This is a genomic window from Modicisalibacter ilicicola DSM 19980 (assembly GCF_900128925.1).
Taxonomy (GTDB): Bacteria; Pseudomonadota; Gammaproteobacteria; order Pseudomonadales; family Halomonadaceae; genus Modicisalibacter; species Modicisalibacter ilicicola.
In genome coordinates this window covers 512,202-537,801 of sequence record NZ_FQUJ01000002.1, presented here as the reverse complement: position 1 = coordinate 537,801, position 25,600 = coordinate 512,202, and the positions used below count along the sequence as shown (strand labels likewise).

Sequence of the window (25,600 nt, the reverse complement as noted above, 5' to 3'; positions counted from 1 at the left end):
GGATGCAGCTTGGGACGCTGACGAGGTCGATGTCGCGTCAGACGGGCCCGGTAGCCCGCCAGGCCGGCATCGTAGCCCTTGATGGGATCGACCGTGTGGCGAGCGATTTCTCGCGACACGGTACTCGGTGCACGGCCCAGATGAGTGGCGATGGCCCGGATCGAATGAGTGGCTCGCATCATCATGATGGCGGCTCGGTCTTCAGCAGAGAGATGGCGATAGCAATGAGTCATGGCAGCACCGTACCTGATGGGTCACGTGTTGCATTTGGTCATTGAGACCGCCAATGCTCTTGTTGGGCAGTCCACACTTGAGCTGCAATTCATGTGACCGGTCGGCGAACGACGCCTCGATGACAAGGAAGGCCCGATGATCGACAAGAGCGAGATGCAGCACCTGCGTCGCTGTGTGGAACTGGCAACCGAGGCCCTTGAGGCGGGCGACGAGCCCTTTGGCAGCGTGCTCGTCTCGGGTGACGGAAAAGTGCTCGCGGAGGATCGCAATCGCATCGCCGGTGGCGACGCGACGCGACATCCGGAATTCTTCCTGGCGCGCTGGGCGGCCGAGCACATGACCCCGGAGGAGCGAGCGCAAGCCACCGTCTATACCTCTGGCGAGCACTGTCCGATGTGTGCCGCCGCCCACGGCTGGGTCGGGCTCGGGCGTATCGTCTACGTGAGTTCTTCCGAGCAACTGACGGTCTGGCTCACCGATCTGGGGGTTGCGCTACCGCCGGTACGACCGCTGCCTATTCAGGACATCGCCCCTGGCGTTGCCGTGGAAGGTCCGATTGCCGGACTCGACAAGCAGGTGCGCGACCTGCACCGTCGGCTGCATGGGGGCTAGTCCACCTCCCTCTTCTCATCCCGGTGAACTGATCAGCCCCGCCACGCTGACCAGCACCAGCACGACGCCCAGCACCCGGAAGAACACCCCCGTGCCGGCGGAGATCATGTAGCGGTGCACGCGCTCGCCGAGCAGGTGGCCGACGAGGGCGCAGGGCAGCAGCCAGAGGTGGTGGATCAGCTGCAGGTCCACCCCGGCGATGATGAACGACACCATCTTGATCACCACCAGGATGAACCAGAGCACGAACAGGGTATCGCGCAGCTGGTGCTTGGCGACGTGGCTGGCGAACACCGCGACGATCAGCGGCGCGCCGATCAGCGAGGTGCCGCTGACGTAGCCACCCAGCCCCAGCAGCAGGTAGTCCACGACCTTGTTGTTGCTGCGGAACGGCTTGTTCAGGGCGTAGCTGATGCCGTAGACGATGACGATGACGAAGATGATCGTGGTCATGATGTTGCCCGGCAGGGTGAGCAGACCCACCACGCCGACCAGCTTGGGTACGATCATGACCTTCAGCGCCTTGAGCAGGTAATGCCAGTCGATGTTGCTGTCGTGCGGCGTCGAGGCGCCGCCGGCGGCCTGCACCTGACGATGACCGCGCCAGGCGATCCAGCTCGAGAAGATCAGCAGATGCACGGCGATGATCGGCAAGAAGGCCAGCGGCTCGTTCACCACCAGCAATAGAAACGGCAGGGCCAGCACCGCGCCGCCGAAGCCCAGGCTCGAGCGCACGAAGCCGCTCCAGACGAAGATCAGCCCGATGAGCGCATATTGGTACCAGACGAGGTCGGCCATAAGAGTCCCACGGTGAGTCGGCCGAACAGAGTAAACGAGAATCGACCAGGGAGCCTACCTGCATGAGCTACAGCAGTCGCCCGATCTGGCCCTCGGGAAACCTTTTCGGGCGAACCCATTGAGGTAATAACCGGCAGACCGGCGATCAGCGTGCCTTCATACCGGCCGAAAGGCATGCGCAGGGTGACGCGCCGTTTCAGGTCTTCGGGGTTCACGTGCTTATTCCTGTTCTGCTTGTCTCACCGGGCGCCCCTTTGGGAGCATGTCGATATTCGCCTGTTCGATCCGAACGACAAACCTACGTCATGACCCAAAGCCAGACACCGCTTTCTGCCAAAGCACGTCGCATACTCGCAACAGCGCCCCGCGAGGCACTGCCGATGACCTATCAAGAGCTCGCTGAAGTGCTCGCATTGTCACCGCCGCGAACCATTCAGCGCGTCGCCCAGGCGCTGGAAGCGCTGATGCGTGAAGATGCTGCGAAGGATCGGCCCTTTATTGCCGCCCTGGTCGTCAGCCGGCAAGGGGCGAAGCTGCCTGCCCAGGGCTTCTTCGACCTTGCCGTGGAACTGGGCCGCTTTCCTGCCGATCCGTCGCGGCATGCCGAAGCCTATCGGGAGGAGTTTCGGCGAGCCATGGCGCAGCGGGGGTAGGGAAACACTGAATAAATCCCGCCGCTGCTGCCTGATCGCCTCCGACGGGGTAAAATCTGGCCATTCCGTCACCGTCTGACTGAATCGCCCCGGGTTTCGTAGATACCTTCAGGCCTTATACTGAAGGGTCCAAAGTGGGAGTGGAAAAGTCTGCGGTCATGAGTCTCTGGGTGCAGGGTAAGATAGACTTCATCGTGGTTGCCGATAACGGCTGCCAATTTGTGCTTCAACCCAGAAAGGAAGCTCATGGCTGATCGATGTGAACCACCCTCTGACATCTCCTTCTCGCCCTCCGACATCTTGTCGGGGCTGGGAGGCGCCAACCGGGAGCTGCTCGCCACCTGCCTAGCGCTTTTTGATGACAGCCAATGGCAGCGCCGCCTGGAAAAGCTCAATGAGCAGGTTGCCGAATGGAGGGAGGCCTTTGGTCAGCAGCTTGGCCAGCGTCTCGACGGGTGGCGTGTGGGCCTGAAGAAGGATGCTCTGCCACGGTTAAGCGCGCCCGAGGCCGAGGAAGGGGCCCGGGAGCTCAGTGAACGTCAGCATTACTGGCTGGCGTCCGGTTACAGCGATGACCTGCTTCGGCTACTGCTGTGGATACGGCTGAGAAATGCCCTGGGTTTGCCCGCGCGGCTGACGACCACATTCCGTGGCTGCGGCTTCCTGGCGGATGATATGGCAGCACGGCTGATTCACGTGCTGGATCCCCCCAAGCTGGTCGACTCCGGTCGCCGATGGCTTCATCAGCGAGGTTGGCTGGCCAAGGGGCAGCATGCCACCACGCTGGATGACGTGGTGCTGCCGATACTGGATGAGCTGCTCGAGCAGACGCTCAAGGACGAGGCGGCGCCTAGCACAGAGCAGCGCCATGAGCTGCTGAGACGGGCTGTGGCCTCGCTTGACGCGTTGGATGAGCAGAGCCATCAGCGGCTGCTGGAGGAGACCCAGGCCAATCGCCACAATGATGCCGCGCTACGTAACGCGCTACTGCTCGGCGGGTCTCTAGGCACTCTTGGTGTTGGCGTCAGCGCAGCGGGCTTTTCTGCCTACATTCTGGCCGCTCAGGCATCCGCCTTCATCCCCTTAGTCAGCGGCCCTGGCCTGGTCTCCTTCGTGGCGGTACTGTCCAACCCGATTACCATTCTGGGAGCCGCCGGCGGCGGGGGTTGGTGGTTCATCCATTCCGCTGGCGACAAGGTTAGGGCAGCGGTGGCAGCGAGAGTGATGGCTATGCTCACGCTGCAGGGCAAGCTGCATGGCAGCGTCGGGCTCGAGGGTGCTAGGCGCAGTTTCGCTCAGGCACTGCGTTTGCCCCGCGGAGAGGGCATCAGTGCAGACGAGCTTCAGCGCTATAGAGACGAGTGGCAGCGCCTTGCGTCGCTCGCCACCCGCTCCGCCACCTTGCCGCCCGATGATATTCTCGAGGCCATGGCCCAGTCGATGCCAGAGTTCTCCTACGATGGAGTGGCCATCGACCCTCGGCTAACTGGTGAGTCGCGCCAGGCCAGTGAGCGCCAGCCGGCAGCCGCCATGGCAACGCTCACCGTGGGCGACGTGCTCTACGCTAGTGCAGCCGTCGATCCTACCGTGGTCGAGGCCGCGGACATTGTCCGCAGCGATGACATCGACAATGTATTCAGCTTCGCCGAGATGGCCGCCCAACTTCTTTCCGGTAGCGAAGAGGAAATACTGGGTGGTATCAGTCAGCTCAAAGGCTATGTGGCGGAGCAGGCCGTCGCTGCTCAACTGACGGCAGAGGGTCACACCGTCAGCCTTCCGGAGGCCGCCAATCAGCCGGGGTGGGATCTCTTCGTCGATGGCCAGCCGTTCCAGGTCAAGTTTCATGCCACCTTGGATGGACTAAGAGAACACTTTGAGCGCTACGACTATCCCGTTATCGCTAACGCTGAACTGGCCTCCAAGATACCTGAGGAATGGGCCGATAGCGTTTTTTTCGTCGAGGGGCTGAGCAACGAGCTGGTAGACCAGGTCTCTCGGGACACCCTGGGCGCCGGGGTGGAACTGCTCAATCCCAGCGTGATCAGCATTGCCGGCACAATCAGTGCCGCACGTGGCCTGATCGCCTATCGGCGTGATCAACTAACCGGGAAGCAGGCCGTGGAGCAGGTCTTGCTTGATGGCATGGTGCGCACCGGCCTAGCGGCCAGTGGCAGCATGGCAGGAGCCAGTGTCGGAATGCTGTTGTTCGGCCCGGCCGGGGCCCTGATATTGGGTGCCGGCTCGCCTGTACTGGCCCAGATGATGACCACCCGATTGACTGAGCAGCTGCGTCAGAGGGTTAAGGGCAAGACACATCGTGGGTGGGAATCGCAAGCTCACCGAGAATTGGATGCTCTGCAGAGCCTCGTCATGGCGGCGCTGACCCGTAAGCAGGCGCAGTTGGAGGATAAACTTGGCTGCCTGCCCGAAAATCCGGTAGGAGGCTACTTGCGCTGGAGGCTCCAGGATGACCATGTTTTCAGCGGCGAGTGCCATCAGCGACTGAGCCTTCTCGATGCCTCGGCTCAGCCATACCCGGAGCAGCGATTAGCCGATACTCTGCGGGTGATGGCTATGTGCGGCGTCCATCCGGCGATCTACCAGGTGGAGCTGCGAGCTGTGAACGACAGGCTCAAGGCGCGTCCCGGCATCACCGAGTGGTTGGACAAGCGTCAACTCGAGAGTGTGGCTTCCAAGGGACGAGATCTCGCCGAAGAGGTTTGGCAGTCTGCAAGCAATCTAGCTGAGGAGCACGACCTTCGTAGCAAGATGCAGGGGGTTGCTGGTGAATTGTCGGAGCGTCTGCGCCGCGGGAGAAAGAAGCGGCACGAATAAGACGAGGGCGAATGGATCGCCCTGTATGGATGCCCCTCTTTGCCTGGCGCCGGCAAGGGGAAGGGTCATGCGCCATTCTCAGGACATTTACGATCTCAGGGACTCAGGGAGGAAAAGGGAGTTGAGTGTGGAACGAAGGGGGCGATCTGCAGCAAACAACCTAATGGTGGCAAGGATACCGGTAGGGGGATTGGGCTCCCCGTCAGAGCCGCCGTCGGAAAAGCATTCGCATAAGACCAGGCGGTCTCAAGTTTCAAGCGCAACGCTATTGAAGGGTGGGCGGTGTGGCTAGTGTAAGTAGTAGGAAATTTTAACCATCTGATATTAAAAATAACCGCGTGGCAGGCGTGATTCTCAATATTACTAAATTGCACTCATGTTTCCAGCCGACACATGCATTCATTGCGTTCGCTCCCGCAGCCTCGCCAGATACTCGCGAATGCGTTCGGCGTTGGTGCCCACATCGCTGCGCCCGACCCTCGATGCCGAGCACATGTCTACCCGTATGCCATCCTCGGCATCGCTCAGGCGAATCGCTACATCATCCTTGAAACCGAACCAGGGAGTGGTCGCCGTAGCCTCCAGCGTCGTGTCGCCGACGTCGGCTATCTCCCAGCCTTGATCCCGCGCCGTCGCTGCATCCATGAAGAGTGCGTCATGGGTGTATGCGCTCCGTTCGTCTTGCCGTGGATTCGGCATACCGATCGTTCAAGGAACATCCATGGCTGATTCATTTGAGCAATAACGTCCAAGCCGCCGGCAGGATGATCGATCTACGCTAGGTAAATCAGCGTTCGTGGAGGTGTGGCATGACGAAGCCGCCTGGTCAGTTTCGGTTCTTGAAGAGTCGGCAGATTCCCGAGGTCACGGTGCTGCATGCGGCGATGGACGACTTCCACTACGACCGCCATGCTCATGAAGAGTATGCCTTCGGCGTCACCCTCGCCGGACGGCAGGATTTCTTCAGTGGCGGTCGGTTTCACCGCAGCCCGCCCGGCAACGTCATCCTGCTAAATCCCGAGGAAGTGCACGATGGACACTCGGGTGGCGATGGCCCCCTGGGGTACGTGATGGTCTACGTGCCGCCAGTCCAGCTCGAGACGCTGTTCGCCGATGCAGCTGGGCGTGAGGCCGCCGGCCGCTTCAGAAGCCGTGACACCTTGATCCAGGACCAAGCGCTACGCGGCGCCATCCTGGAACTGGTCCGTTTGGTGACGCACCGGGTCGGCAGCCGCCTCGATCAAGAGCATGCCCTTTATCGGATCGCTGCTCGGCTTGTTCAGCACCAGGGCAAGTTCCAGTCGAGTGGTACCGTCAGTCGCCCGGAGGCGCTGCTGAAGCGTGCCAAGGACTACATCCTCGCGCATCTGGAAGAGGATGTATCGCTGGACGATCTCAGCCAGGAGGCCCATCTCTCGAAATACCATTTCTTGCGACTTTTCCGTCGCCAGTTCGCCATGACGCCGCACCAGTACGTCCTCAATTGCCGCATCAACGCCGCGCGCCAGGCGCTCGACGACGGTGCGCCACCCAATGAGGTCGCCATGCGTTATGGCTTTGCCGATCTCAGCCACTTCAATCGCCGTTTCAAGCGCATCCATGGCATGACGCCGTATCAGTACCAGCGCAGCATCGCTCCGTAATCGAGACCCCGCCATGTCAGCGATCATCATTTATGCCCTGGGCGTCATGTATACGCCCGGGCCGGTGAATCTGCTCGGCCTGAATGCCGGGCTGAATGGGCAAGCCAAGGCCTCGTTCGGTTTCTATCTCGGGGTAGGGCTGGCCATGCTCACCCTGTTCTTGCTGTTTGGCTGGGCCGGTGCTGCCTGGGTGCAAGGCGATACCCTCATCGTGCTGAGCGCACTGGGGTGCGGCTATATCGGCTACCTCGCCATCAAGATCGCCGGGTCGAGCATCGACCTGGGGGCCGTTCGCCAGGCGCCGAGGGTAATGCGCTTTCGCGATGGCCTGATCATGCAGCTGTGCAATCCCAAGGGCATCGTCGCGACACTGCCGATCGCCACGATCCAGTTTCCCGCCGCGGAGATTCACGGCGTCAGCTTGGTGCTCTGGTCAATCGGTTTGGCGATGCTCGCGGTCGGCGCACCGGGCAGCTATGCGCTGATCGGCGCCTTGCTCGGCAAGCGCATCGAGAATCCAATAATTTTCAAAGGGTTCAACTTGGCGATGGCGATATTGCTGGCGGGTGTGGCCCTGTCGATCGGCTACGAACACGTGTGGCTGCCGCTCGCGGCGAGGATGGATTGATGGAGCATTATCCTGCATGTCTGCTCGCGATGCTCTGGTGGCCGCCGCGTCAGTCAGCGTTCTTCCTCCGCAGCGGATCGAGCAACGGGCCCAGGCCGTTATGATCGATCTCGTGCATCAGATGGAGCAACTGGCCGATCTCCCCTTGCGGAAAGCCTTCGCGGGCAAACCAGTTGAGATAAGGGCCGGGCAGATCGGCGATCAGCCGGCCTTCATACTTGCCGAAGGGCATGCGATGGGTGACCAGCTTTTCCAGGTCTTCGGGATTCACTTGCGTGGCTCCTTGTCCGGCAACAGCGCCTTGTTAAGGCCTGCCAAGCCAGTACAGCAGCGTCGACGATCATGAGCAATAGCCAAGATCTGATAAAAGCCAGACATTGGACAACACTTGTTGACGCCTGTGTATATGCTGGTAATATACTTTCATGATCAATTGGGCGCAAGTGACTGGCTTTGACTGGGACGACGGCAACTCCCGAAAAAACGCGGAGAAACACGACGTAAACAAGTCCGAGGTGGAAGAAATTTTCTTTAATGAGCCGCTTCTGGTGCTGGAAGACGCCAAGCACAGCCAGACCGAGGCCCGTTTTCATGCCCTTGGTGAAACGGATGATGAAAGGCTGCTTCACATCGCGTTCACACTGAGACAGAAAGGTACGCTAATTCGGGTAATTTCCGCTCGCGACATGCACCGAAAAGAGAGGGCTGTTTATGAGCAAGCTAAAAAAGAGACCTGAGTTCAAAACTGAAGCAGAGGAGCGGAAGTTCTGGGAGAACCACGACTCCACCGACTACCTGGATTGGAGCCAGGGCAAACCAGCTTCGTTCCCTAAGCTGAAACCTTCCACCAAGACAATCTCACTCCGCTTGCCCGAAACTCTGCTTGATCGGATCAAGATCGAAGCCAACAAGCGGGACATGCCCTACCAGTCACTGATCAAGGCTTGGCTTGCGGACGACGTGAGCGACAGCCGTCGGGGCTGAGGTGGTAACAGGTATTAGACTGCCTGCTAGTTTATTGACTTGAACGGGCCTGCGCGTTCATTCGTGCTACACCGCTTGCCGCTCGCAGCCTAACTGGCTGAAATTTATCAAATTTAATTATAGCTCTGCTGTATAACACCAATCATTGTGCCGGCTACATATAACATAGATGAACGTGCTTGCTGCCTTTGCCGGATCGGTCGCTTTGGGTCGTTAAGAGTCACCCAACACTCCCAACCCACTCACCCGCGTCACTTCCCGCAGCACCGCTTCGTCCAATACCCCGCGACCGCTTTCCACCAAGGTAAACCAGTCTTTGGCGCGGGTGATTCCCGTGTAGATCAGTTCCCTGGTCAGTATCGGGTTGGGGGCATCCGGTAGCACCAGCGCGGTGTGGGTGAATTCCGAGCCCTGGGACTTGTGCACGGTCATGGCGAAGACGGTTTCCACTGCTTGCAGGCGGCTGGGCAGTACCCACTTGATGCGCCCGCTGCCGTCGTTGCTGGGAAAGGCAACGCGCAGCAGCCAGCCATGTTCCGGGTGCGGCTGGGCGAGGGTGATGCCGATATCGCCGTTCATCAGCCCCAGGCCGTAGTCGTTGCGGGTCACCAGCACCGGCCGGCCGGGATACCAGCCATGCTCGGCATCGATCAGCCCCTGGCGCTTGAGGGCGCCGGCGATCTGCCGGTTGAGGCCTTCCACGCCCCAGGGCCCCTTGCGCAGGGCGCACAGCACCTGGAAGCGGCCGTGGGCCTCGAGCACGGCGCGAGCCCAGTCATCGAAGGCTTGGCGATCGTGCTCCAGATCGGCATCCGGCGGGGGGCGCTGTTCCTTCATGACGCCGAGGTAATGCCGGTAGCCGGTGGGCGGCGGCAGTACGCCATCCCGGGACCGGCGGCCGCGGCCCTCATCGAGGAAGCCTTCCGGGTTGCCGTCGATGACCAGTCGATCGAGAGCCGTATCGTCGCTGTCCTTCAGTCGCAGCCGGCTGATATCCGCATAGCCTTGATCGAATATCCGCTGAATGGCGCGGCGCTTGTCCTTGGGCAGCAGATTGTCGCCGAGCGGGGCGTTGACCGCCTGGGCGAGCTGACCGATGCCGCTGGCGGCGTCGAAGCGATGGCTGACGCGCAGCATGGCGATGGCCTGGTCGAGCGGCTGGCCGTGGGTATCGATGTAGCGTTCGGGCAGGGTGTCGCCGGTGGCGGCCTGTAGCCAGACGGCGGTTTCGGGCCTGTAGTGGCCGCCGTCGGCGCGCTGGCAGAGATCGCCGAGCACCGCGCCGGCTTCCACCGAGGCGAGCTGGTCCTTGTCGCCAAGCAGGATCAATCGAGCCCGAGGCGGCAGGGCGGCGAGCAGACTGGCCATCATTTCGATATCGACCATGGAGGCCTCGTCCACCACCAGCACGTCCAGCGCCAGGGGGTTGTCGGCATGATGGCGGAAACGCCGGGTATCCGGGCGTGAGCCCAAGAGCCGATGGAGCGTGGTGACCTCGGTCGGAATCGTCTCTTTTATCAGCAGCGCTACTGCGCTCGACGATGCAGTGTTGAAGCCCTCATCAAGCTGCTCATTTACCGCTTGTAAACTCCGCGTTTTCGTCTGGCTTCGCCTTGCCTCGCCATCGCTCGCTACGCGCTGGGCCAGATCGCACTGTTCGACTAGCGCCGCCAGGGGCAGTGTTTCCACCTGCCCCGCGATGGATTCATTGAGTCGCGCGGCGGCCTTGCCGGTAGGGGCGGCGAGGCGGATGCGCAGAGCGCGGCCGTCGGAATGGCCCAATTGTAGTGCCTGCAGCAGGGCGAGCAGCTTGACCACGGTGGTGGTCTTGCCGGTGCCGGGGCCGCCGGTGATCACGGCAAATCGCGAACGGGCGGCCAGCGCGCAGGCGAGCTTCTGCCAATCGAGGTGTTCCGGCTGGTCGTCCGGGGTGCCGAATAGCGCTTCCAGCGCCCTGCGGAGCGACTCGGCGGCAGGCGTGTCGGCGTTCGCGCCTTCATGCGTATCATCGATGCGTGCCGCCAGCGCCTGACGAATATCCTGCTCGTACTGCCAGTAGCGACGCAGATAAAGCCGGGTGCTGTCGGCGATCTCGGATGTCACCAGGGGCGTGCTGCCCGAGCCGCGGCCGACCAGCGCGGGTTGGTCCAGGGCGGCCCGCCAGTCGGTGAGGGTCACGTTGGCCAGCACCTGCCCGGGCAGCGGCGGCGGGTCGCTCAAGTCGTCGCCTTCCGGGGGCAGTGAAAGAGCCAGGTCTGGTGCCTGCAGCGTCATGCCGAGATCGAGACACACATGCCCTCGGCCGAGCTGATGGCTGGCCAGCGCGGCGGCCAGCAATAGCAGCGGCGGGGCCTCCGGCACCTCGCGATGCAGGAACATTGCCAAGGCGCGATCCAGGGCGCGCAGCCAGCCGCGCTCCACCCAGCGGTCGAGCAGGTCGAGCAGCATGCCGGCAGTGTCTAGCGCATCACCGAAAGCGCCCAATGCGTTGTCGCTGGTGGCCTCGAAGGCATCGTCTTCAAGCCCCTCGAACAGGTCCTTCATGCCATCGCCTCCCTGTCGCTCTCGAGGGGTGTGGCGCCCTGGAACAGCGCATCGAGGTCTTCGATCAGCTCGCGGGGTGGCCGCTCGGCATGCACACCACGGCTGGGCGCCCGAGTGCCGCGCAGGAAGACGCTCAGCGAGCCGCCGATATGCCGGTCGTAATCGTAGTCCGGCAGGCGCGATTTCAGCAGTCGATGCAGTGCCAGCAGGTAGAGCGCGTATTGCAGGTCGTAGCGCTTCTCTGCGACCGCCTGGCGCATGGCCTCCGGGGTGTAGGCGGCATCGTCCGGCCCCAGGTGATTGGATTTCCAGTCGGCCACGTAGTAGCGGCCCTCGAATTCGAAGACCAGATCGATGAAGCCCTTGAGCATGCCGTTGAGTCGGTCGCGATCCGCACGGGGGCGGGGCGTGTCGTCCAGGGTATGACGACAGACCAGGTCGTCCAGCACCTGGGTGTCGACCTGGTGGGCGGCGAACCAGAACTCCAGCTCGACCTGGTAGACCGAGAGGGCGTCGAGGCGCAGGGCCGTGGATGGCGACTGTTCCGGCAGGGGCAACGGGGTGCGCACAAGCGTCATGAGCCACTCCTGCAGCACGGGAATCCACTGGGTCCAGCCGCGCAGGTTGCAGCGCCGTGCCAGGGTATCTTGCAGTGCCGCCGGGTGTTCGCGTATCCGGGAAAAGCCCTGATGGCCGGCCCACTCCAGCAACCCGTGCAGGAAGGTGCCGGGGCTGGGGCCGCGTGGGAAACGATGCAGTCGAGGGCTTTCCAGGCTAATCCGCAAGTCGTTATGAGGCTCGTTTATCACCTCAAAGATGGTGGCTTCCAAGGACGTGGCGGGCTCGGGCAGCGCCGCGGCGTCGCTCGTTACCTCAAATGAGAAATCGGGCGTGGCGACCGCCTCCCCGGAAAAGCGTAGCGCCGAGTAGCTGGCGATCCACCAGTGCTCCCGGGCTCTGCGAGCCGGTATCAGGGCATCGCCGATGGGGGCGTCGCTGGCGGTCGGGGTGACGGTGCGCTGCTCGATCGGCGGTGCCGAGGCAAGGGAGATCGCCTCGCAGTCGCCCTTGAGTGCCGCCAGGGCATTGGCGAAGGCGCCGGGGGCCATCGGCTCGCCAGCGGCAAGCAGATGGCCGGTGGCGCTGCCTTCCAGCCCCTTGAGCGGCGCCATGCCCAGCCAGGTGGCATGGCGGGCGCGGGTCAGGGCGACGTAGAGCTTGCGCAGGTCTTCGCCGAGGCGTTCACGGTCGGCGACGGTCAGGATCGCTTCGTCGGCTTCCAGGCCGACATGCAGCCGGCCCTCGTCATCGTGCCAGCGCAGCGGCGAGTCGCTTGCCTTGGTCGGGCGGTGACTGCAGATGAATGGCAGGAATACCAGCGGGTATTCGAGCCCCTTGGACTTGTGGATGGTGATCACCTGCACCAGATCGGCATCGCTTTCCAGGCGCAGCTTGTGGGCATCGCTCTGGTCGTCCGGGTTGGCCCGGGACTCGGCGAGAAAGCGGATCAGCGCGTGCTCGCCGTCGAGCTCCTGGCTGGCCTGCTGCAACAGCTCTCCCAAGTGCAGAAGATCGGTCAGCCACCGTTCCCCCTCGGAGACGGGGCCGCCGGCCAGCAGCCGGGCGGGCACCGCGAAGTCGTTCATCAGGCGACGCACCAGCGGCAGCACGCCCTGGCGCTGCCACAGGCGATGATAGTCGCGGAACTGCATGACCCGGGCTTCCCAGGCCAGTTCGTCCTCGTTCAGGGCATCCAGCTCGGCGATGTCCTGCCCCAGGGCGGGCATTGCCAGGGCGGTGCGCAGCAACCTGTCATCGTCGGGTTCGGCGCAGGCGCGCAGCCAGGCATCGAGCTGGCCGGCCATGGGTGAGGCGAACACCTTGTCCTTGTCGGAAAGGTAGACGCTCTTCACCCCGCGCCGGGCCAGCGCCTGGCGGATCGCCCGGGCTTCCCCCAGGCCGTTGACCAGCACCGCCATGTCCGAGGGCTTCACCGGGTCGAAGCCGTTCTCGCCGCGGCTGTTTACAAACCCGGCGCGGCCGCGTTGGCCCTGTTCCAGCAGCGCGACCATGGCCGAGGCGCAGCGCTCGGCCATTTCGGAATGATAGGCGGTCTTGGAAAGCGGCTCGTCGCTATCGAGTTGCCACAGGGTCAGCGCTGGGCATGGCGCGCCGTCCAGGGTGAAGGCGTCCTTGCGGCCTTTGGCCTTCACCCCTTGGAAAGGAACCGGGTTGCCCCCGTCGGCTTGCTTGAATAGAAACGCCCCGGGCGGATGTTGCTCGGCGAATTCAAAGCAACGATTGACCGCCTCGACCATCGGTGCGGCGGAGCGGAAGTTGGTGCCCAGGGTGACGTGCCGCCCGGCGGTGTCGCGGCGCGCCTGAAGATAGGTATGAATGTCGGCGCCGCGGAAGGCGTAGATCGCCTGCTTGGGATCGCCGATCAGCAAGAGCCCGGTCTCGGGGCGATTCTCCTTGATGCGGTAGATACAGTCGAAGATGCGGTACTGCACCGGGTCGGTATCCTGGAACTCGTCGACCATGGCCACGGGAAACTGGCGACGAATCTGTTGCCCCAACGCCTCGCAGTTGGCCCCGGCCAGCGCCCGGTCGAGATGGCTCAGCAGTTCGTTGGGCCCCATCTCGGCGCGGTGCTGTTGTTCGCGATCCAGGCGTTCGCGGCACCAGTGCACGGCGTGGGTGAGCAGATCGGCCCGCGGGGCGGGCAGGGCGTCGAGCTGGGCCGGAAGTCCGGCCAGCGCCACCAGCGCCGGGTGGTCAGGCGGCTCGCCCTTGAGCCATATCTCGGCCATGCCGTCCGGCGTCAGGCGCTTCCAGGCGGCGGGCGTCAGGGCCGGGCGAAGCGCCTCGCCCTGGCACCAGTCGCGCAGCGCGCCCAGCCAGTTGGTGCGGCTCTTGCTGTTGAAGCTCTGCCCCTTGAAGGCCTTGTTCCTGGCGGCCTCTTCGAACAGTTCCTGTAGTTCGTCGACCCACTGCCTCCAGGGGGCCTTCAGTTCGTCGAGCCGCTCGTCGATGGCTGCCTGGGTCTGCTGGAGGGTTTGGCCAGGGGGCAAAACGCCTTGAGGCAATGCCGCGCATTCCGGCAGCAGGCGGCGTACCTGGGCGTGCAACGCCTCGGGCGATGCCCAGTAGCGGGTGACGATGGCCAGTTCGTCGGCATTCATGGGGTAATAGAAGCAGCGCCAGTAGTCGCGCACCACCTCGCTTTCGAGTTCGCTCTGGTCGGTTTCCAGGTTCAGCGAGAACAGGCTGCCGCTGTCGAAGGCGTGCTCGCGCAGCATGCGATAGCACCAGCTGTGAATGGTCGAGACGGCGGCCTCGTCCATCCATTCGGCGGCGAGTTGCAGGCGCCGCGCGCAGGCCGGCCAGCTCGACTCGGGATAGTCGTCGCGGAGCTGGAGCAGCAACGGGTCGAGCCCGTCAACTGCGCTTCTAGTCGTGTCTTCGGACGACTGTAAGGAGCTAGGCGCGGCTTCGGGCGCCTGTAAGGAGCTAGTCGTGTCTTCGGACGACTGTAAGGAGCTAGGCGCGGCTTCGGGCGCCTGTAGAAAGACGCCGGCAGCCTCGACCAACCGCGAGCGAATCCGGTCGCGCAGCTCCTCGGTGGCGGCATTGGTGAAGGTGACCACCAGGATCTCCGGCGGCGTCAAGGGCCGGGCGAAGGCCGCGTCGTCGTCGGCTGAACGCGCGCCGAGCACCAGGCGCACATAGAGCAGAGCGATGGTGAAGGTCTTGCCGGTGCCGGCGCTGGCCTCGATGAGGCGGCTGCCCTGCAAGGGAAACACCAGCGGGTTTAGTTGGGTGACATCACTCATTGGCCGCCTCCCTTGACCGCTCGATAGACCGGCGCCAGCAAGCGCTCGGTCAGCGAGGCGAAGTCGTCAGGTGTCCCCCGGTGGGCGTCGAACAGCACGGCGAAGCTCGGCCAGCGGTGCGCCAGATAGGGATTGCGGCCGACCTCGCCGGCATTGAAGCCGTCGCCTTCGTAGGCGCCGGCGGCGGCCTTCCAGGCGTCGCTGTCCATTCCGTTCTCCGGCGTGCCCTCCTTGCCCAGCCAGGCGAAGGCGGTGGCTGTTGCCAACGGCAACGGCGTGCGCATGCCCAGTTGCCAGGCGGCGATCAGCTCGCGCAGATGGGCGCGGGCGGTCTCCGGTTCCAGCGGTGGCAGCGTCACATGCCCGGCCTTGGAGAGCACTTGGGTAGTCAGTGGCATGTCGTCGAGATGGCCGGCAAGATGCGCCACCCAGGGGCGCAATAGATGGTGCCACTGGTACTGGCCGCGCCCGCTGCCCTGGCGGATCAGGCTGCTGCTGGTGAGCAGCAAGCGGCAGCGTTGGCCCTCGTCGTTGGTGCGCAGGTTGTCCAGCCAGTCTTCCAGCGCCGGTGTGCCGGCTAGCTCTTTATCGAAAAACGCCAGGCGTACCGGTGCCGGCTCGTCGATGGCCTGGGGCCATTGCTCCAGCGCCTCGCGATAGGCCGCGAACAGGTCGTCCATGGGTTCGACCAGGGCCCGGCGCATGCGCTCGCCGAAGGCGCCCATCGCCAGCACGCCCTGGCCCTGCAAGCGTTCCAGGGTGTCGTGCATGGCGGCTTCCCGAGAAAGACCTTCCTCCACGGCGCGGCGCTGGGCCTGTATCAGGGTGTCCTGCAGTTGCCAGTTTTCCAGGCCATCCAGGGTGAAGGGCTCCTGATCGAGGCTGGTGACGTCTTCCTGCTCGAAGAAGACCCGGAGGCGGGTATTGAAGAACGCCTTGGCCGGGTCGCGCAAAAAATTCCCCAGCTGATTCAGGGTCAAGGGTGTGTCCTGCAGGAATTCACCGAGTTCGCCGATGCCCGGGGCAGATCGAGTGTCGGAATGCACCTCGCGCCATTCCTGGGCATGGGTGATCAGTCGTCGGTCGGGCACGCTGCGCTCGGCGAACTGTTGCTGTGTCGGGAAATAGGTGCGGCTGAAGGGTTGCAGCGGATGCACGCTGGTCAGCGCCTTCAGCAGGGCCGGGCCCCCATCGTCGCCCTCATGATCGGCTAGCCGCCAGCCCGCGGCGAGATGATCGCGCAGCTGGCCGACCAGCACCGAGGGCGGCCGCTCGCCGTTGTCGACGATGCTGCGGCCGACCCAGCTGATATAGAGCTGTCGACGGGCGGAGAGCAGCGCCTCGAGGAACAGGTAACGGTCGTCCTCGCGGCGGGAGCGGTCCCCCGGGCGGTAGTCGTTGCCCATCAGATCGAAATCCAGCGGCGGATGGCTGCGTGGGTAGTCGCCGTCGTTCATGCCTAACAGGCAGACGTGCTTGAAGGGGATCGCGCGCATCGGCATCAGGGTGGCGAAGTTGACCGCCCCGGCCAGGAAACGCTGGGACAGCCCCTGCTCGTCGACCTGGGCAAGCCAGTGTTCGCGCACGATGGATAGCGGCAGGTCGCGGGTCAGGCCGGCTTCCTCGGTGCTCTCCTGCCAGGCTTGCAGGGCCTGTTCGAGCTGCGCGAGCATCAGGCTGTCCTCGGCCGCCTCGGCGCGGAAGCACTCCTCGAGCAACCGGCGCAGTCGTCTGACCCAATCATTGGCGTCGGTCTCCTCGTGCAGGGCGTGCCATTGGCGTTCCAGGGTGTCGAGCAGGGCCGACAATGGGCCGGCGAGTTGCGCCTCCAGGCCGCCGATGTCATCGAAGGGTTCGATGCCCTGCCAGGCGCCCTCGGTGGCATCCCCCACGGCATACCCCAGCAGCAGCCGGCGCAGGCCGAAACGCCAGGTGTTCTGTTCCAGGCCGCCGGGCAGGTCGAGGCTCGCACGCTGATCGGCGTTCAGGCCCCAGCGAATGCCCGCCCCCTGTATCCAGCGGTGCAGGGTCGGCAGATGATCTTCCTCGATGCCGAAGCGCGCGCGCAGTGCCGGCACTTCCAATAGATCGAGCAGGTCGCTCACCGACAGGCGCAGCTCCGGCAGGCGCAGCAATTTTTCCAGGGCGATCAGCAGGGGCAGGCGATGACGCCGGCCCTGATCCGAGAGCGTGAAAGGGATATGGCGTGGGTCGTCGCGGTCACGCTGGTCTCTCCCGAACTGGCCGAACACCGCCTGGATGTGCGGCGCATAGCGATCGATGTCCGGCACCATGACGATGATGTCGCGAGGACGCAGTTCCGGGTCGGCGCTGAAGGCGGCAAGTAGCTGGTCGTGGAGGATCTCGACTTCACGCTGGGGGCCGTGGGCGACGTGGAAGACGATGGAATCGTCCTGTTCGCAGGCCACCGCCGGCCAGTGATCCCGGGTCTCGGGCAGCGGACGCAACTCACGGATGTCGTCCTGCAACTGGTGGAGCAGGCAATCGCCCCCGTGCGGCTCGAAGAGGTCGATGCGCAGCGATTCGGCGGCGAACAGGCTTTCGTACTGGTGGCGTTCGTCGTGCTCGTCGAGCAGGCGCAGGTAGTCGCGACCCTGCTTGCCCCAGGCAGCGAGCAGCGGCTGGGCATGCAGATGCAGATCGGCCTCGCCCTCGCCGTCACCCAGGATATCGAGCCGCTCGGGCATGCCAGCCTTGCGTGATTGACGGTAGCGACGCGCGCGCAGCAGATCGCGGTGTTCGATGATGTCGGCCCAGTAATGCCGGCAAGGGTTATGCACGCACAACACCACCTGGCAGCAGGCGGCGAGGGCGGCCAGGGCTTCGAGGGCCTGCTGGGGCAGCGAGGAGATGCCGAACACCAGGATGCGTCGTGGTAAGCCGGGAGGACGATTATCCGGCGTCAGATGCTTGGCAGCGGCGAGGAAGCGCTGGTGCACCATGGCGCGGCTGGAATCGATGGCCTCGCGGCCGACGTCCTCGCGCAGGGCGCGCCACAGGGCGGGCTGCCAGCACTGGCCCTCGTCCAGCGGGGTGGCGTCACCGTGGGCGCCGATCAGCACGTCCTCGCCGCGCCCCCAGGCCTCCAGCCAGTCGGCGCGATAGACCTGGTACTGGTCGAACAGGTCGGCCAGGCGCTCGGCGAGCTGATGATGCTTGCGCAGATCGTCGTCATCTTCCAGAAACTGCTTGAGAGGGGCGAAGGTGCCCTCTTCGAGCAGTTCCGGCAGCAGGCGCAGCAACCGCCAGGTCAGTCGCGACTTGTCGAAGGGCGAAGTGGCCGGTACGGCATTGGGATCGTTCTCGCAATGCGTGAGCACCGTACGATAGGACTGCCACAGGAAACGCGCCGGCAGGGTCACGTCCAGCGCCGCGGCAATGCCCATGCCGCCCGACCCGGTATCGTCCGCGTTCGCGGCCAGGGCCAGTTTCATCCACTGACTGATGCCGTTGCTCTGCACCAGGATCGTCTCGTTCTCCAGGGGCGCCAGCGGGTGACGCTTCATCCACTCCACCGCCACGCCGCGCAGGTCTTCCAGGCGATTGCCGTGGATGACCATGAAGCCGGGCTGGAGAGGGGAGGTGCTGGCAGACGGCATGATGATTCCTTGACGGCAACGCTGGAACGGCTGGCGATCTATGGTGCCCGAGTGACGAACCGCTGCAAAGAACGGATGGAAGATGCCGCGCTCGCTTCACCGACATGACGTGTCGACCAGCGGAGGCAGCATCGTTGCAAGGCTGCACGGCTCGATGCCGAAATCCTTGAAGGTGTTGGCTCCGTCGCTCACGACGTTGTCCTCCTGCATCAGGATGATCTGATCCCGGGTCAGCGGTGGGTTCGGCAGCAGCGACAGTAGTACGGCAAGCAGTTTCCAGACAGCGAACGGCACGGGCAACAACGGTCGATGACGACCGTTGCTTTTCAGCACGGCGCGGAGAATGTCCCGGTAGCGATAAGCCCCTGCGCCGCCAAGCTCGAACACACGCCCCCTGGCTGAGGATGTTTCCAGGGCCCTTTTCACCGCCGCGGCGACGTCCTCGACATGCACGGGTTGCAGTCGGGTCTTGCCTGTGCCGAACAGGGGAATCACCGGGAGCCGAGTGACGGCCTCCAGGCTGCCAAGAAAGGCGCCACGCGGGCCGAACAGCACGCTGGGACGCAGAATGGTCGCCTCGGGAAAGGCCCTTCTCACGGCCTGCTCGCCCCGGGCGCGAGCGCGAACGTAGGACGAGGATGAGTCGGTGCTGACCCCGATGCCGGAGACATGCACCAGGCGCTTCACATTGGCCTGGGCCGCCAGCCGCGCGATGCGCTCGGCGGCCCCGACGTGAATGGTGTCGAAGCTTACATCGCGTCGCTCGACATACAGGCTGACGACGTTGATCGCCGCATCCACGCCCTCGAGGGCTCGCGCCACCTGCGCCTCGTCGCGCACGTCGACCGGCATGACTTCGATGGCGCTGGCCGTCTCGGGAAAGCCCGCGGCATCCGGATGGCGCGCCGCGACCCTTACCGCAAGGCCGTTGCTTGTCAGCCGCCGAACGATGGCGCGGCCAAGAAAGCCGGTGCCGCCGAACACGGTCACGCCGAATCGAGCCATTTCAGTGCCTCGCTGCACGATGGTGGTTGGCAGGACATTCTTTCATTAAAACAATCGTTATCGAATGCTTTTCACTGTCATGTTCTACTGAACGGATACGATGTCATGGCATCGAACAGGCTTTCAAATACCGTATGCTCCTTCCTAGCCTGGAAACAGAAGGTGAGGGCCGGTCAGGGAGGAAGTCATGAAGAATGCGCAACGGATTGAACGTTCCCAGGCCTGCCTGTTCGGGGGGGCCATCGGCGATGCCTTGGGTGCACCGCTGGAGTTCATGGACTGGCAGACGATCCAACAGCAGTTCGGCGATGAAGGCTTGGAGACATTCGCCCCGGCCTATGGCGGCCTGGGGCGGGTCACGGACGATACCCAGATGATGCTCTTCGTCGCCGAAGGGATGCTGCGCTCCTACGTGCGTATTCAGGAGTGCGAGATCTACGCCCCCATCGTTGCCCTGCATCATGGGTTGATTCGCTGGCTGGTCACCCAGGGGGAGCAACCCGTTCATGCCCGCATCGACACGCAGATCGGCCTGGTCGGCGATCCTCTTCTGCATGCCCGGCGCTCCCCGGCCAGGACCAGTCTCGAGGCGCTCGCCGGGGCACCGGCCTTCGGCCTGGAGGCCCGCAACAACAGCAGGCAGTGCGATGGCCTGGTGCGCGTGGCCCCGATCGGCTTGTTCCCCTGGGGAGATTTCCTGTTGCACCATCGTGATCGCGCCTTTTCGGTGGCCTGCGAACTGACTCGCTGCACCCACGGCCATCCGTGCGGCTATCTCGCCGCGGGCATCTTCGCCTATCTGGTCAACGGAATGAGCGACGACGGGAGAAGGCTGGCGTCCCTCATTCCCGATGCCCTGGCGTTCATGGACAGCAATGCCTGGGTCGATTTCTTCATCGAGCGCGCCGAGGAGCGCGAGGCCCTGCCCCGCAGCCAGGCGCAGCTCCGCTTTCTGCTCGAGACGGTGCTCGACTTCCACGCCCAGGGTATTCTCCCTACGCCGGCGGGCATCGAGGCACTGGGTCGGGGGGAAACCGCGGAGGAGGCGCTGGCCATCGCGCTGTGGTGCGCGCTGTGTGCCGATGACTATCGCCAGGGCGTGCTCTGGGCGGTCAACCACGGTGGCAAGAGCGACAGCACGGGCCTGCTGGCCGGCAATCTGCTCGGCCTGCGTTTCGGTCTTCAGGGTCTGCCGGGGGAGTGGCTCGACACGCTCGAACTGCACGACTGGCTCTATCGGCTGGGGCACGACCTGCAGTGGCTGCCCAAGGTGTACATCGGCCGTGGTTACGGCGCCCACGACGCCGAACTGCGCGAATGCTACCCCGATACCTGACCCTTTGGTCTCGATTGTCCATCGCTTCCCCCCACGGCTAGACTCAAGGGATAGGCTCAACGCGCCCGTATCCATTCAACAATCAGAATCTTCAAAGGAGTCAGCCACCATGTCAGTTCGAGAAATCGCGCTCTATATCGACGGCCAACCCGTCCCATCGAAAGCCGAGCAGTGGCGCGACGTCGTGAACCCGGCGACCCAGGAGGTGGTGGCCCGGGTCCCCTTCGCCACGCGCGAGGAGGTCGATCGTGCCGTCGCCAGTGCCAGGCAGGCCTTTGCCACCTGGCGCAAGGTGCCCCTTGCCAAGCGCATGCGCATCATGCTCGCCTTCCAGGCGCTGATCCGCGAGCACACCCAAGAGCTGGCGGCACTGATCACCGAGGAGCACGGCAAGACGCTGCCGGACGCCGAGGGCGAGGTGGGCCGGGGCCTGGAAGTGGTCGAGCACGCCTGCTCGATCACCTCGCTGCAACTCGGCGAGATCGCCGAGAACGCCGCCAGCGACGTCAACGTATACTCGCTGCACCAGCCCCTGGGGGTCGGCGCCGGCATTACCGCCTTCAACTTCCCGATCATGCTGCCTTGTTTCATGTTTCCGCTGGCCATCGCCACCGGCAACACCTTCGTGCTCAAACCCTCGGAGCAGGACCCGTCATCGACCATGCGCCTGGTCGAGCTGGCGCATGAGGCCGGGGTACCCGAAGGAGTGCTCAACGTGGTCCACGGTGGACCGGACGTCGCCAACCAGATCTGCGACCACCCGGACATCAAGGCGCTCTCCTTCATCGGCTCGACACCGATCGGGACGCATATCTACGAGCGGGCGGGCGCCGCCGGCAAGCGCGTGCAGTCGATGATGGGCGCCAAGAATCATTGCGTGATCATGCCCGACGCCAACCGCAGCCAGGCGATCAACAACGTGCTGGGTTCGGCCTTCGGCGCCGCCGGCCAGCGCTGCATGGCCAACTCGGTGCTGGTGCTGGTGGGCGAGGCACGCCAGTGGCTGGACGAGATCGTCGAGCGCTCCCGGGAAATGAAGGTCGGCCCCGGGACCCAGCGCGATGCCGACCTGGGGCCACTGGTCTCGCCGGCGGCCAGGGACCGGGTGCTCAAGCTGATCGGCGTCGGCGAGTCCGAGGGCGCGACCCTGGCGCTGGACGGTCGCGGCATCAGCGTCGAGGGCTATCCGGACGGCAACTTCGTCGGGCCGACCATCTTCAGCGACGTCACCGCCGAGATGACCATCTACAAGGAAGAGATCTTCGGCCCGGTGCTGTGCGTGGTGGGGGTCGAGACCCTGGACGACGCCATCGCCTTCATCAACGCCAACCCCAACGGTAACGGCACCTCGATCTTCACCAATTCCGGCTGGGTGGGGCGGCGTTTCGAGAGCGACATCGATGTCGGCCAGGTGGGCATCAATGTGCCGATTCCGGTGCCGGTGGCCTACTTCAGCTTCACCGGCTCGCGGGCCTCCAAGCTTGGCGACCTGGGGCCCAACGGCAAGCAGGCGATCCAGTTCTGGACCCAGACCAAGACCGTCACCTCGCGCTGGTTCGAGCCGGAGAACGTCTCCAGCGGCATCAACAGCACGATCTCGATGGGCTGACTCGAGGGACTAATCGCTTGCCGAGCAGCAGCCGAGGCACCGTCATGGTTCATGGCGGTGCCTTTTCGTGTGCCGGGTTGGACAATTTATTGACGTTGACGTTAACTAGAATGATCGAGACCTCGACAACAACAACCTTCCAGGAATTCGCGATGAATGCTTCCCTCAGTCGTTTCCCCCTCCCCGAGACCCTCGAGGAACTGCCCGAGGATGTTCGCAGCACGATCCTCGCGGTGCAGGAGAAGGCCGGCTTCGTGCCCAACGTCTTTCTCATGCTGGCCCACCGCCCCGACGAGTTTCGCGCCTTCTTCGCCTATCACGACGCCCTCATGGAGCGGGAGTCCGACACCCTGACCAAGGCCGAGAAGGAGATGGTGGTGGTCGCTACCAGCGCGCGCAACCGCTGCCTCTATTGCGTGGTCGCCCACGGCGCCCTGGTGCGCATCTACAGCAAGCAGCCATTGCTTGCCGACCAGATGGCGATCAACCACCGCACCGCGCCGATCAGCGAGCGTCATCGCGTCATGCTCGATTTCGCGCTCTACATCGGCACCGAGCAGGGCGAACTCAACGACGCCTGGCAACGGCGCCTTTTCGAGGTGGGCTTTACTCTCGACGACATCTGGGACATCGGTGCCGTCGCCGGCTTCTTCGGCATGTCCAACCGGCTGGTCAATCTCACCGGCACGCCACCCAATGCCGAGTTCTATCTGATGGGCCGGGTGCCGCGGGAGGGATAGCGTCGAGCATCGAATGGCTCAACTTGATAGGTGGAAAAGCCAACAGCAAATGCCTGTCAGCACCAACTGACTGGCATTGCTATCGGGTATCGCGGTTTTTCGCTGAATGCATCAGTTACCCAACTGAAACTTCTCCAATAGCTCGAGCACCGGCTCCAGCTGGCTGACATGCAGGGTGAGAATACTGTCGGCGTCCGTCGTTGCCCTGGGGATGATCACGGCGAATTCACCCTCTTCCAGATGGAATTCATGCACCTCCTTCATCCCTGTCGAGGTTTCGCAGCGTATGGAGCGGTAGGGGTCGTCCTCGCCGTAGGTCAGGCGATGGTAGACCTTGAAGAAGGTGTAGAGGGTGAGGCCCGTGGTAAAGGCTGGCCAGCGGGCGGGAATGGTGCGTGTTTCCTCGTCGAGCTCCTGGCCGTTTGCTTCCGCCGCGGCGATCGCCTCGGCCAATGGCTCGGCGATCAGGGAGGTGGCATCGCTGGGCAACGGCTCTTGTGCCTCGATCGCCCGGTGATAGCGTTGCGCGACCTGGCGCAGCTCATCGAGAGAATCGAGGCGATGCATGCTGTGTCGCAGGTCGCTGGGGTCGCACTCACCGTTCTGCCAGCCATGGATCACGTCGAGCATCAGGCGGCGGTCGGCCATGGGACGGCCGACGAGTGCCTCGATAGCGACATGCAGGTGTAGCTGACGCTCGGTGACCGAGTTGTCGAAGGCGGAGTAGGGGTCGGTGAAAATGGCATGCAGACGCCCGGGCGCGTGCTCCTTGGCTTCGTTGAATGGCATCGGTAAGTTTCCGGCGCAAGTGGTCGTTTGAATTCTTGGCTTGTGTATCGTGCTCGATTGAATATGCTATCGACTCGTGGGGGCACAACTTGAGGCCCCGCATCTTCACAATCCAATCCATCCCTGTCGCCAGGGGTGCCCCGACCTCCGCTATCCGAGGAAGGGGCTGAGAGTGCGCTCCCGAGACGTGCCTGGAAAGTCGTCGAGCACAGACGTCTTCGAGGCATGTCCGAGCGCTGACCCTGGAACCTGATCCGGCTAATACCGGCGGAGGAAGCGCGACATGCTGTATATCACCCTGGCTGCGCTGGGCGCGGCCCTGTTGCTGTTTGCCGTTCTCGGATTGCGCGCGAGCCGCGCCGATACCCCACTCGACGATTACGTCACCGCCCGCAATTCCCAGGGCGCTTCGGCCCTGGGGCTTTCCTTCCTGGCCTCCGGCATGGGGGCCTGGATCCTGTTCACCCCCCCGGAAATCGGCGCCTTCGTCGGCCCCATCGCGTTGGGCGGTTATGCCATCGGTTCGGCATTGCCCTTCATCGTGCTGGGGCTATGTGGTCCGGCGATTCGCCGCCGGCTGCCCGAGGGGCGCAGTATCGGCGAGTTCGCCGCCGCGCGTTTCGGCGGTGGGGCACGCCGCTATGTCTCGCTTATCTCGGTGCTCTACATGGCCTGCTTCCTGACCGCGGAATTGACCGCGATCGGCGGCATCACGGCGCTGTTGTCCGATGTGCCCGGTAGCGTGGCGGTGCTCGGCGTGGCCCTCACCACGCTGGTCTATACCGCCTGGGGTGGCCTGCGCGCAAGCCTGGTCACCGATCGCTGGCAGGCATTGCTGCTCGTCGCGCTCTTGGCGGTAGTGGGGGGCGTGGCCTGGGATCGTCTGCCGGCGTTTTCCAGCGAGGTCTCCGTGCCCGGCATCCCGGTCGCCGATGCCCTGAGCGTGGCATTGACTCTGGTCATCGCGGTGACCGCGGCCAATCTGTTCCACCAGGGCTACTGGCAGCGCGTATGGGCGGCCAAGAGCGGCGCGGCGCTGGGCCGTGGCGCACTGCTGGGTGGGATGACCACGGTGATCGTGGTGGCCGTGGTCGGTGGCCTGGGGATCCTGGCCGCGATGAGCGGCTTGAGCCTCGGCGAGCCACCGATGCCCTTCTTTGCGCTGCTCGAGGGTGCACCGGCCTGGCTGACGCTGCTGGCCCTGGTATTGGCGGTGACCCTGGTGGCCTCCAGCGTGGATACGCTGCAGAACGGTATCGCCTCGCTGGTGGTGGGCGAGGGCGACAGCCTGTCCCGAAGCGGGGTGTCCCTCGGCGCTGCACGCTGGATCACGCTGGCGTTGATGGTGCCGGTCGTGGCCATCGCCCTGCAGGGTGTCTCGGTGCTGCGGCTGTTCTTGATCGCCGATCTGTTGTGCGCCACGGCAGTGGTGCCCGTGCTGCTGGGGCTATGGTCACGCATGAGCACCGTAGCGGCGGTGAGCGGCGGCCTGGCGGGAGTGGTGGGGGCGATCCTGCCGGGCTGGATCGCCCAGGGCAATGTTATCGCTGGGATAATGGCGGCCAGCTTCCCGGGAGGCGTGCCCACCCTTTGGCCTTTCCTGGGTGCGCTCTTGGCCTCGACGCTGGTCAGCTTGCTGGTCGCGCTGGCACGTCCGCGCTGGATCGTCCAGTACCGCTGATCCCGGACCCGATTTGCAACGGCGTTGGCGAGGTTTCAGACTCGGCAAGAAAC

The 25,600-nt window shown here is 64.0% G+C and carries 21 protein-coding genes; 11 read left to right on the top strand and 10 right to left on the bottom strand.

Features of this window, described 5'->3' with window-relative positions; translation table 11 throughout:
* The coding region (locus tag BUA41_RS02550; protein ID WP_139249031.1) for a helix-turn-helix domain-containing protein at positions 1-233 on the bottom strand (233 nt) is incomplete at its 3' end.
* Between the two features lie 136 nt (positions 234-369).
* On the opposite strand from BUA41_RS02550, the gene BUA41_RS02545 reads away from it, so the two are divergent.
* Positions 370-846 carry a nucleoside deaminase gene (locus BUA41_RS02545; protein WP_072819384.1) on the top strand — a complete coding sequence of 159 codons (477 nt, stop codon included), beginning with the start codon at positions 370-372 and terminating at the stop codon, positions 844-846.
* 15 nt (positions 847-861) lie between these two features.
* On the opposite strand, the gene BUA41_RS02540 is transcribed toward BUA41_RS02545, so the two are convergent.
* Positions 862-1,644 carry a sulfite exporter TauE/SafE family protein gene (locus tag BUA41_RS02540; protein ID WP_072819383.1) on the bottom strand — a complete coding sequence of 261 codons (783 nt, stop codon included), beginning with the start codon at positions 1,642-1,644 and terminating at the stop codon, positions 862-864.
* Positions 1,602-1,820 carry a hypothetical protein gene (locus BUA41_RS19685; RefSeq protein WP_371829235.1) on the bottom strand — a complete coding sequence of 73 codons (219 nt, stop codon included), beginning with the start codon at positions 1,818-1,820 and terminating at the stop codon, positions 1,602-1,604. The genes BUA41_RS02540 and BUA41_RS19685 overlap by 43 nt, the downstream gene beginning before the upstream one ends.
* 204 nt (positions 1,821-2,024) lie before the next feature.
* On the opposite strand from BUA41_RS19685, the gene BUA41_RS02535 reads away from it, so the two are divergent.
* Both BUA41_RS02535 and BUA41_RS02530 read left to right on the top strand, forming a co-directional pair.
* On the top strand, positions 2,025-2,297 hold the full coding sequence (locus BUA41_RS02535; protein ID WP_340641240.1) for a hypothetical protein: 273 nt from the start codon (positions 2,025-2,027) through the stop codon (positions 2,295-2,297).
* Positions 2,298-2,543: 246 nt separating this feature from the next.
* Positions 2,544-5,132, top strand: a complete 2,589-nt coding sequence (locus tag BUA41_RS02530) for a hypothetical protein (RefSeq protein ID WP_072819377.1) — start codon at positions 2,544-2,546, stop codon at positions 5,130-5,132.
* A 399-nt stretch (positions 5,133-5,531) separates the two neighbouring features.
* On the opposite strand, the gene BUA41_RS02525 is transcribed toward BUA41_RS02530, so the two are convergent.
* Complete coding sequence (locus tag BUA41_RS02525; RefSeq protein ID WP_245791832.1) at positions 5,532-5,777, bottom strand: DUF1499 domain-containing protein; 246 nt, start codon at positions 5,775-5,777, stop codon at positions 5,532-5,534.
* A 164-nt stretch (positions 5,778-5,941) separates the two neighbouring features.
* On the opposite strand from BUA41_RS02525, the gene BUA41_RS02520 reads away from it, so the two are divergent.
* Both BUA41_RS02520 and BUA41_RS02515 read left to right on the top strand, forming a co-directional pair.
* A complete protein-coding gene (locus BUA41_RS02520; protein WP_072819373.1) occupies positions 5,942-6,775 on the top strand; it encodes an AraC family transcriptional regulator in 834 nt (277 codons plus the stop codon).
* A 13-nt stretch (positions 6,776-6,788) separates the two neighbouring features.
* On the top strand, positions 6,789-7,403 hold the full coding sequence (locus BUA41_RS02515) for a LysE family translocator (RefSeq protein WP_072819370.1): 615 nt from the start codon (positions 6,789-6,791) through the stop codon (positions 7,401-7,403).
* Between the two features lie 49 nt (positions 7,404-7,452).
* Here BUA41_RS02515 and BUA41_RS02510 read toward each other — a convergent pair whose 3' ends face one another.
* On the bottom strand, positions 7,453-7,674 hold the full coding sequence (locus BUA41_RS02510) for a DUF3820 family protein (RefSeq protein WP_072819368.1): 222 nt from the start codon (positions 7,672-7,674) through the stop codon (positions 7,453-7,455).
* Positions 7,675-7,828: 154 nt separating this feature from the next.
* Here BUA41_RS02510 and BUA41_RS02505 point away from each other — a divergent pair, with 154 nt between their 5' ends.
* The gene (locus BUA41_RS02505; protein ID WP_072819365.1) at positions 7,829-8,140 is read left to right on the top strand and encodes a BrnT family toxin; all 312 of its coding nucleotides are present in this window, start codon (positions 7,829-7,831) and stop codon (positions 8,138-8,140) included.
* Complete coding sequence (locus BUA41_RS02500; protein WP_072819363.1) at positions 8,115-8,387, top strand: BrnA antitoxin family protein; 273 nt, start codon at positions 8,115-8,117, stop codon at positions 8,385-8,387. The genes BUA41_RS02505 and BUA41_RS02500 overlap by 26 nt, the downstream gene beginning before the upstream one ends.
* Before the next feature lie 213 nt (positions 8,388-8,600).
* On the opposite strand, the gene recD is transcribed toward BUA41_RS02500, so the two are convergent.
* From recD to BUA41_RS02480, 4 genes are all read right to left on the bottom strand, one after another.
* Positions 8,601-10,931, bottom strand: coding sequence for an exodeoxyribonuclease V subunit alpha (gene recD / locus BUA41_RS02495; protein ID WP_072819361.1), 2,331 nt, complete (start codon positions 10,929-10,931; stop codon positions 8,601-8,603).
* A complete protein-coding gene (gene recB, locus BUA41_RS02490) occupies positions 10,928-14,767 on the bottom strand; it encodes an exodeoxyribonuclease V subunit beta (RefSeq protein WP_072819359.1) in 3,840 nt (1,279 codons plus the stop codon). Before recB ends, recD begins: the two co-directional genes overlap by 4 nt.
* Positions 14,764-18,387: an exodeoxyribonuclease V subunit gamma gene (recC, locus tag BUA41_RS02485; RefSeq protein ID WP_072819357.1), complete on the bottom strand. Its 3,624-nt coding sequence runs from the start codon at positions 18,385-18,387 to the stop codon at positions 14,764-14,766. The genes recB and recC overlap by 4 nt, the downstream gene beginning before the upstream one ends.
* Positions 18,388-18,483: 96 nt before the next feature.
* Positions 18,484-19,392, bottom strand: coding sequence for a complex I NDUFA9 subunit family protein (locus tag BUA41_RS02480; protein ID WP_072819355.1), 909 nt, complete (start codon positions 19,390-19,392; stop codon positions 18,484-18,486).
* Positions 19,393-19,579: 187 nt separating this feature from the next.
* Here BUA41_RS02480 and BUA41_RS02475 point away from each other — a divergent pair, with 187 nt between their 5' ends.
* From BUA41_RS02475 to BUA41_RS02465, 3 genes are all read left to right on the top strand, one after another.
* Positions 19,580-20,728, top strand: coding sequence for an ADP-ribosylglycohydrolase family protein (locus BUA41_RS02475; protein WP_072819353.1), 1,149 nt, complete (start codon positions 19,580-19,582; stop codon positions 20,726-20,728).
* 109 nt (positions 20,729-20,837) lie between these two features.
* Positions 20,838-22,337, top strand: a complete 1,500-nt coding sequence (locus BUA41_RS02470; protein ID WP_072819351.1) for a CoA-acylating methylmalonate-semialdehyde dehydrogenase — start codon at positions 20,838-20,840, stop codon at positions 22,335-22,337.
* A gap of 152 nt (positions 22,338-22,489) precedes the next feature.
* A complete protein-coding gene (locus BUA41_RS02465) occupies positions 22,490-23,077 on the top strand; it encodes a peroxidase-related enzyme (protein ID WP_072819349.1) in 588 nt (195 codons plus the stop codon).
* Positions 23,078-23,188: 111 nt separating this feature from the next.
* On the opposite strand, the gene BUA41_RS02460 is transcribed toward BUA41_RS02465, so the two are convergent.
* Complete coding sequence (locus tag BUA41_RS02460) at positions 23,189-23,866, bottom strand: hypothetical protein (protein WP_072819347.1); 678 nt, start codon at positions 23,864-23,866, stop codon at positions 23,189-23,191.
* Positions 23,867-24,149: 283 nt separating this feature from the next.
* On the opposite strand from BUA41_RS02460, the gene BUA41_RS02455 reads away from it, so the two are divergent.
* Positions 24,150-25,547, top strand: a complete 1,398-nt coding sequence (locus BUA41_RS02455) for a sodium:solute symporter family transporter (RefSeq protein ID WP_072819345.1) — start codon at positions 24,150-24,152, stop codon at positions 25,545-25,547.
* The last annotated feature ends 53 nt before the right edge of the window (positions 25,548-25,600 follow it).

Excerpts from the sequence above, each read along its gene's own strand:
- BUA41_RS02545 (WP_072819384.1), top strand. The coding sequence starts at position 370 with ATGATCGACAAGAGCGAGATGCAGCACCTGCGTCGCTGTGTGGAACTG.
- BUA41_RS02540 (WP_072819383.1), bottom strand. The coding sequence starts at position 1,644 with ATGGCCGACCTCGTCTGGTACCAATATGCGCTCATCGGGCTGATCTTC.
- BUA41_RS19685 (WP_371829235.1), bottom strand. The coding sequence starts at position 1,820 with ATGCCTTTCGGCCGGTATGAAGGCACGCTGATCGCCGGTCTGCCGGTT.
- BUA41_RS02535 (WP_340641240.1), top strand. The coding sequence starts at position 2,025 with ATGACCTATCAAGAGCTCGCTGAAGTGCTCGCATTGTCACCGCCGCGA.
- BUA41_RS02530 (WP_072819377.1), top strand. The coding sequence starts at position 2,544 with ATGGCTGATCGATGTGAACCACCCTCTGACATCTCCTTCTCGCCCTCC.
- BUA41_RS02525 (WP_245791832.1), bottom strand. The coding sequence starts at position 5,777 with ATGGATGCAGCGACGGCGCGGGATCAAGGCTGGGAGATAGCCGACGTC.
- BUA41_RS02520 (WP_072819373.1), top strand. The coding sequence starts at position 5,942 with ATGACGAAGCCGCCTGGTCAGTTTCGGTTCTTGAAGAGTCGGCAGATT.
- BUA41_RS02515 (WP_072819370.1), top strand. The coding sequence starts at position 6,789 with ATGTCAGCGATCATCATTTATGCCCTGGGCGTCATGTATACGCCCGGG.
- BUA41_RS02505 (WP_072819365.1), top strand. The coding sequence starts at position 7,829 with ATGATCAATTGGGCGCAAGTGACTGGCTTTGACTGGGACGACGGCAAC.
- BUA41_RS02500 (WP_072819363.1), top strand. The coding sequence starts at position 8,115 with ATGAGCAAGCTAAAAAAGAGACCTGAGTTCAAAACTGAAGCAGAGGAG.
- recD (WP_072819361.1), bottom strand. The coding sequence starts at position 10,931 with ATGAAGGACCTGTTCGAGGGGCTTGAAGACGATGCCTTCGAGGCCACC.
- recB (WP_072819359.1), bottom strand. The coding sequence starts at position 14,767 with ATGAGTGATGTCACCCAACTAAACCCGCTGGTGTTTCCCTTGCAGGGC.
- recC (WP_072819357.1), bottom strand. The coding sequence starts at position 18,387 with ATGCCGTCTGCCAGCACCTCCCCTCTCCAGCCCGGCTTCATGGTCATC.
- BUA41_RS02480 (WP_072819355.1), bottom strand. The coding sequence starts at position 19,392 with ATGGCTCGATTCGGCGTGACCGTGTTCGGCGGCACCGGCTTTCTTGGC.
- BUA41_RS02475 (WP_072819353.1), top strand. The coding sequence starts at position 19,580 with ATGAAGAATGCGCAACGGATTGAACGTTCCCAGGCCTGCCTGTTCGGG.
- BUA41_RS02470 (WP_072819351.1), top strand. The coding sequence starts at position 20,838 with ATGTCAGTTCGAGAAATCGCGCTCTATATCGACGGCCAACCCGTCCCA.
- BUA41_RS02465 (WP_072819349.1), top strand. The coding sequence starts at position 22,490 with ATGAATGCTTCCCTCAGTCGTTTCCCCCTCCCCGAGACCCTCGAGGAA.
- BUA41_RS02460 (WP_072819347.1), bottom strand. The coding sequence starts at position 23,866 with ATGCCATTCAACGAAGCCAAGGAGCACGCGCCCGGGCGTCTGCATGCC.
- BUA41_RS02455 (WP_072819345.1), top strand. The coding sequence starts at position 24,150 with ATGCTGTATATCACCCTGGCTGCGCTGGGCGCGGCCCTGTTGCTGTTT.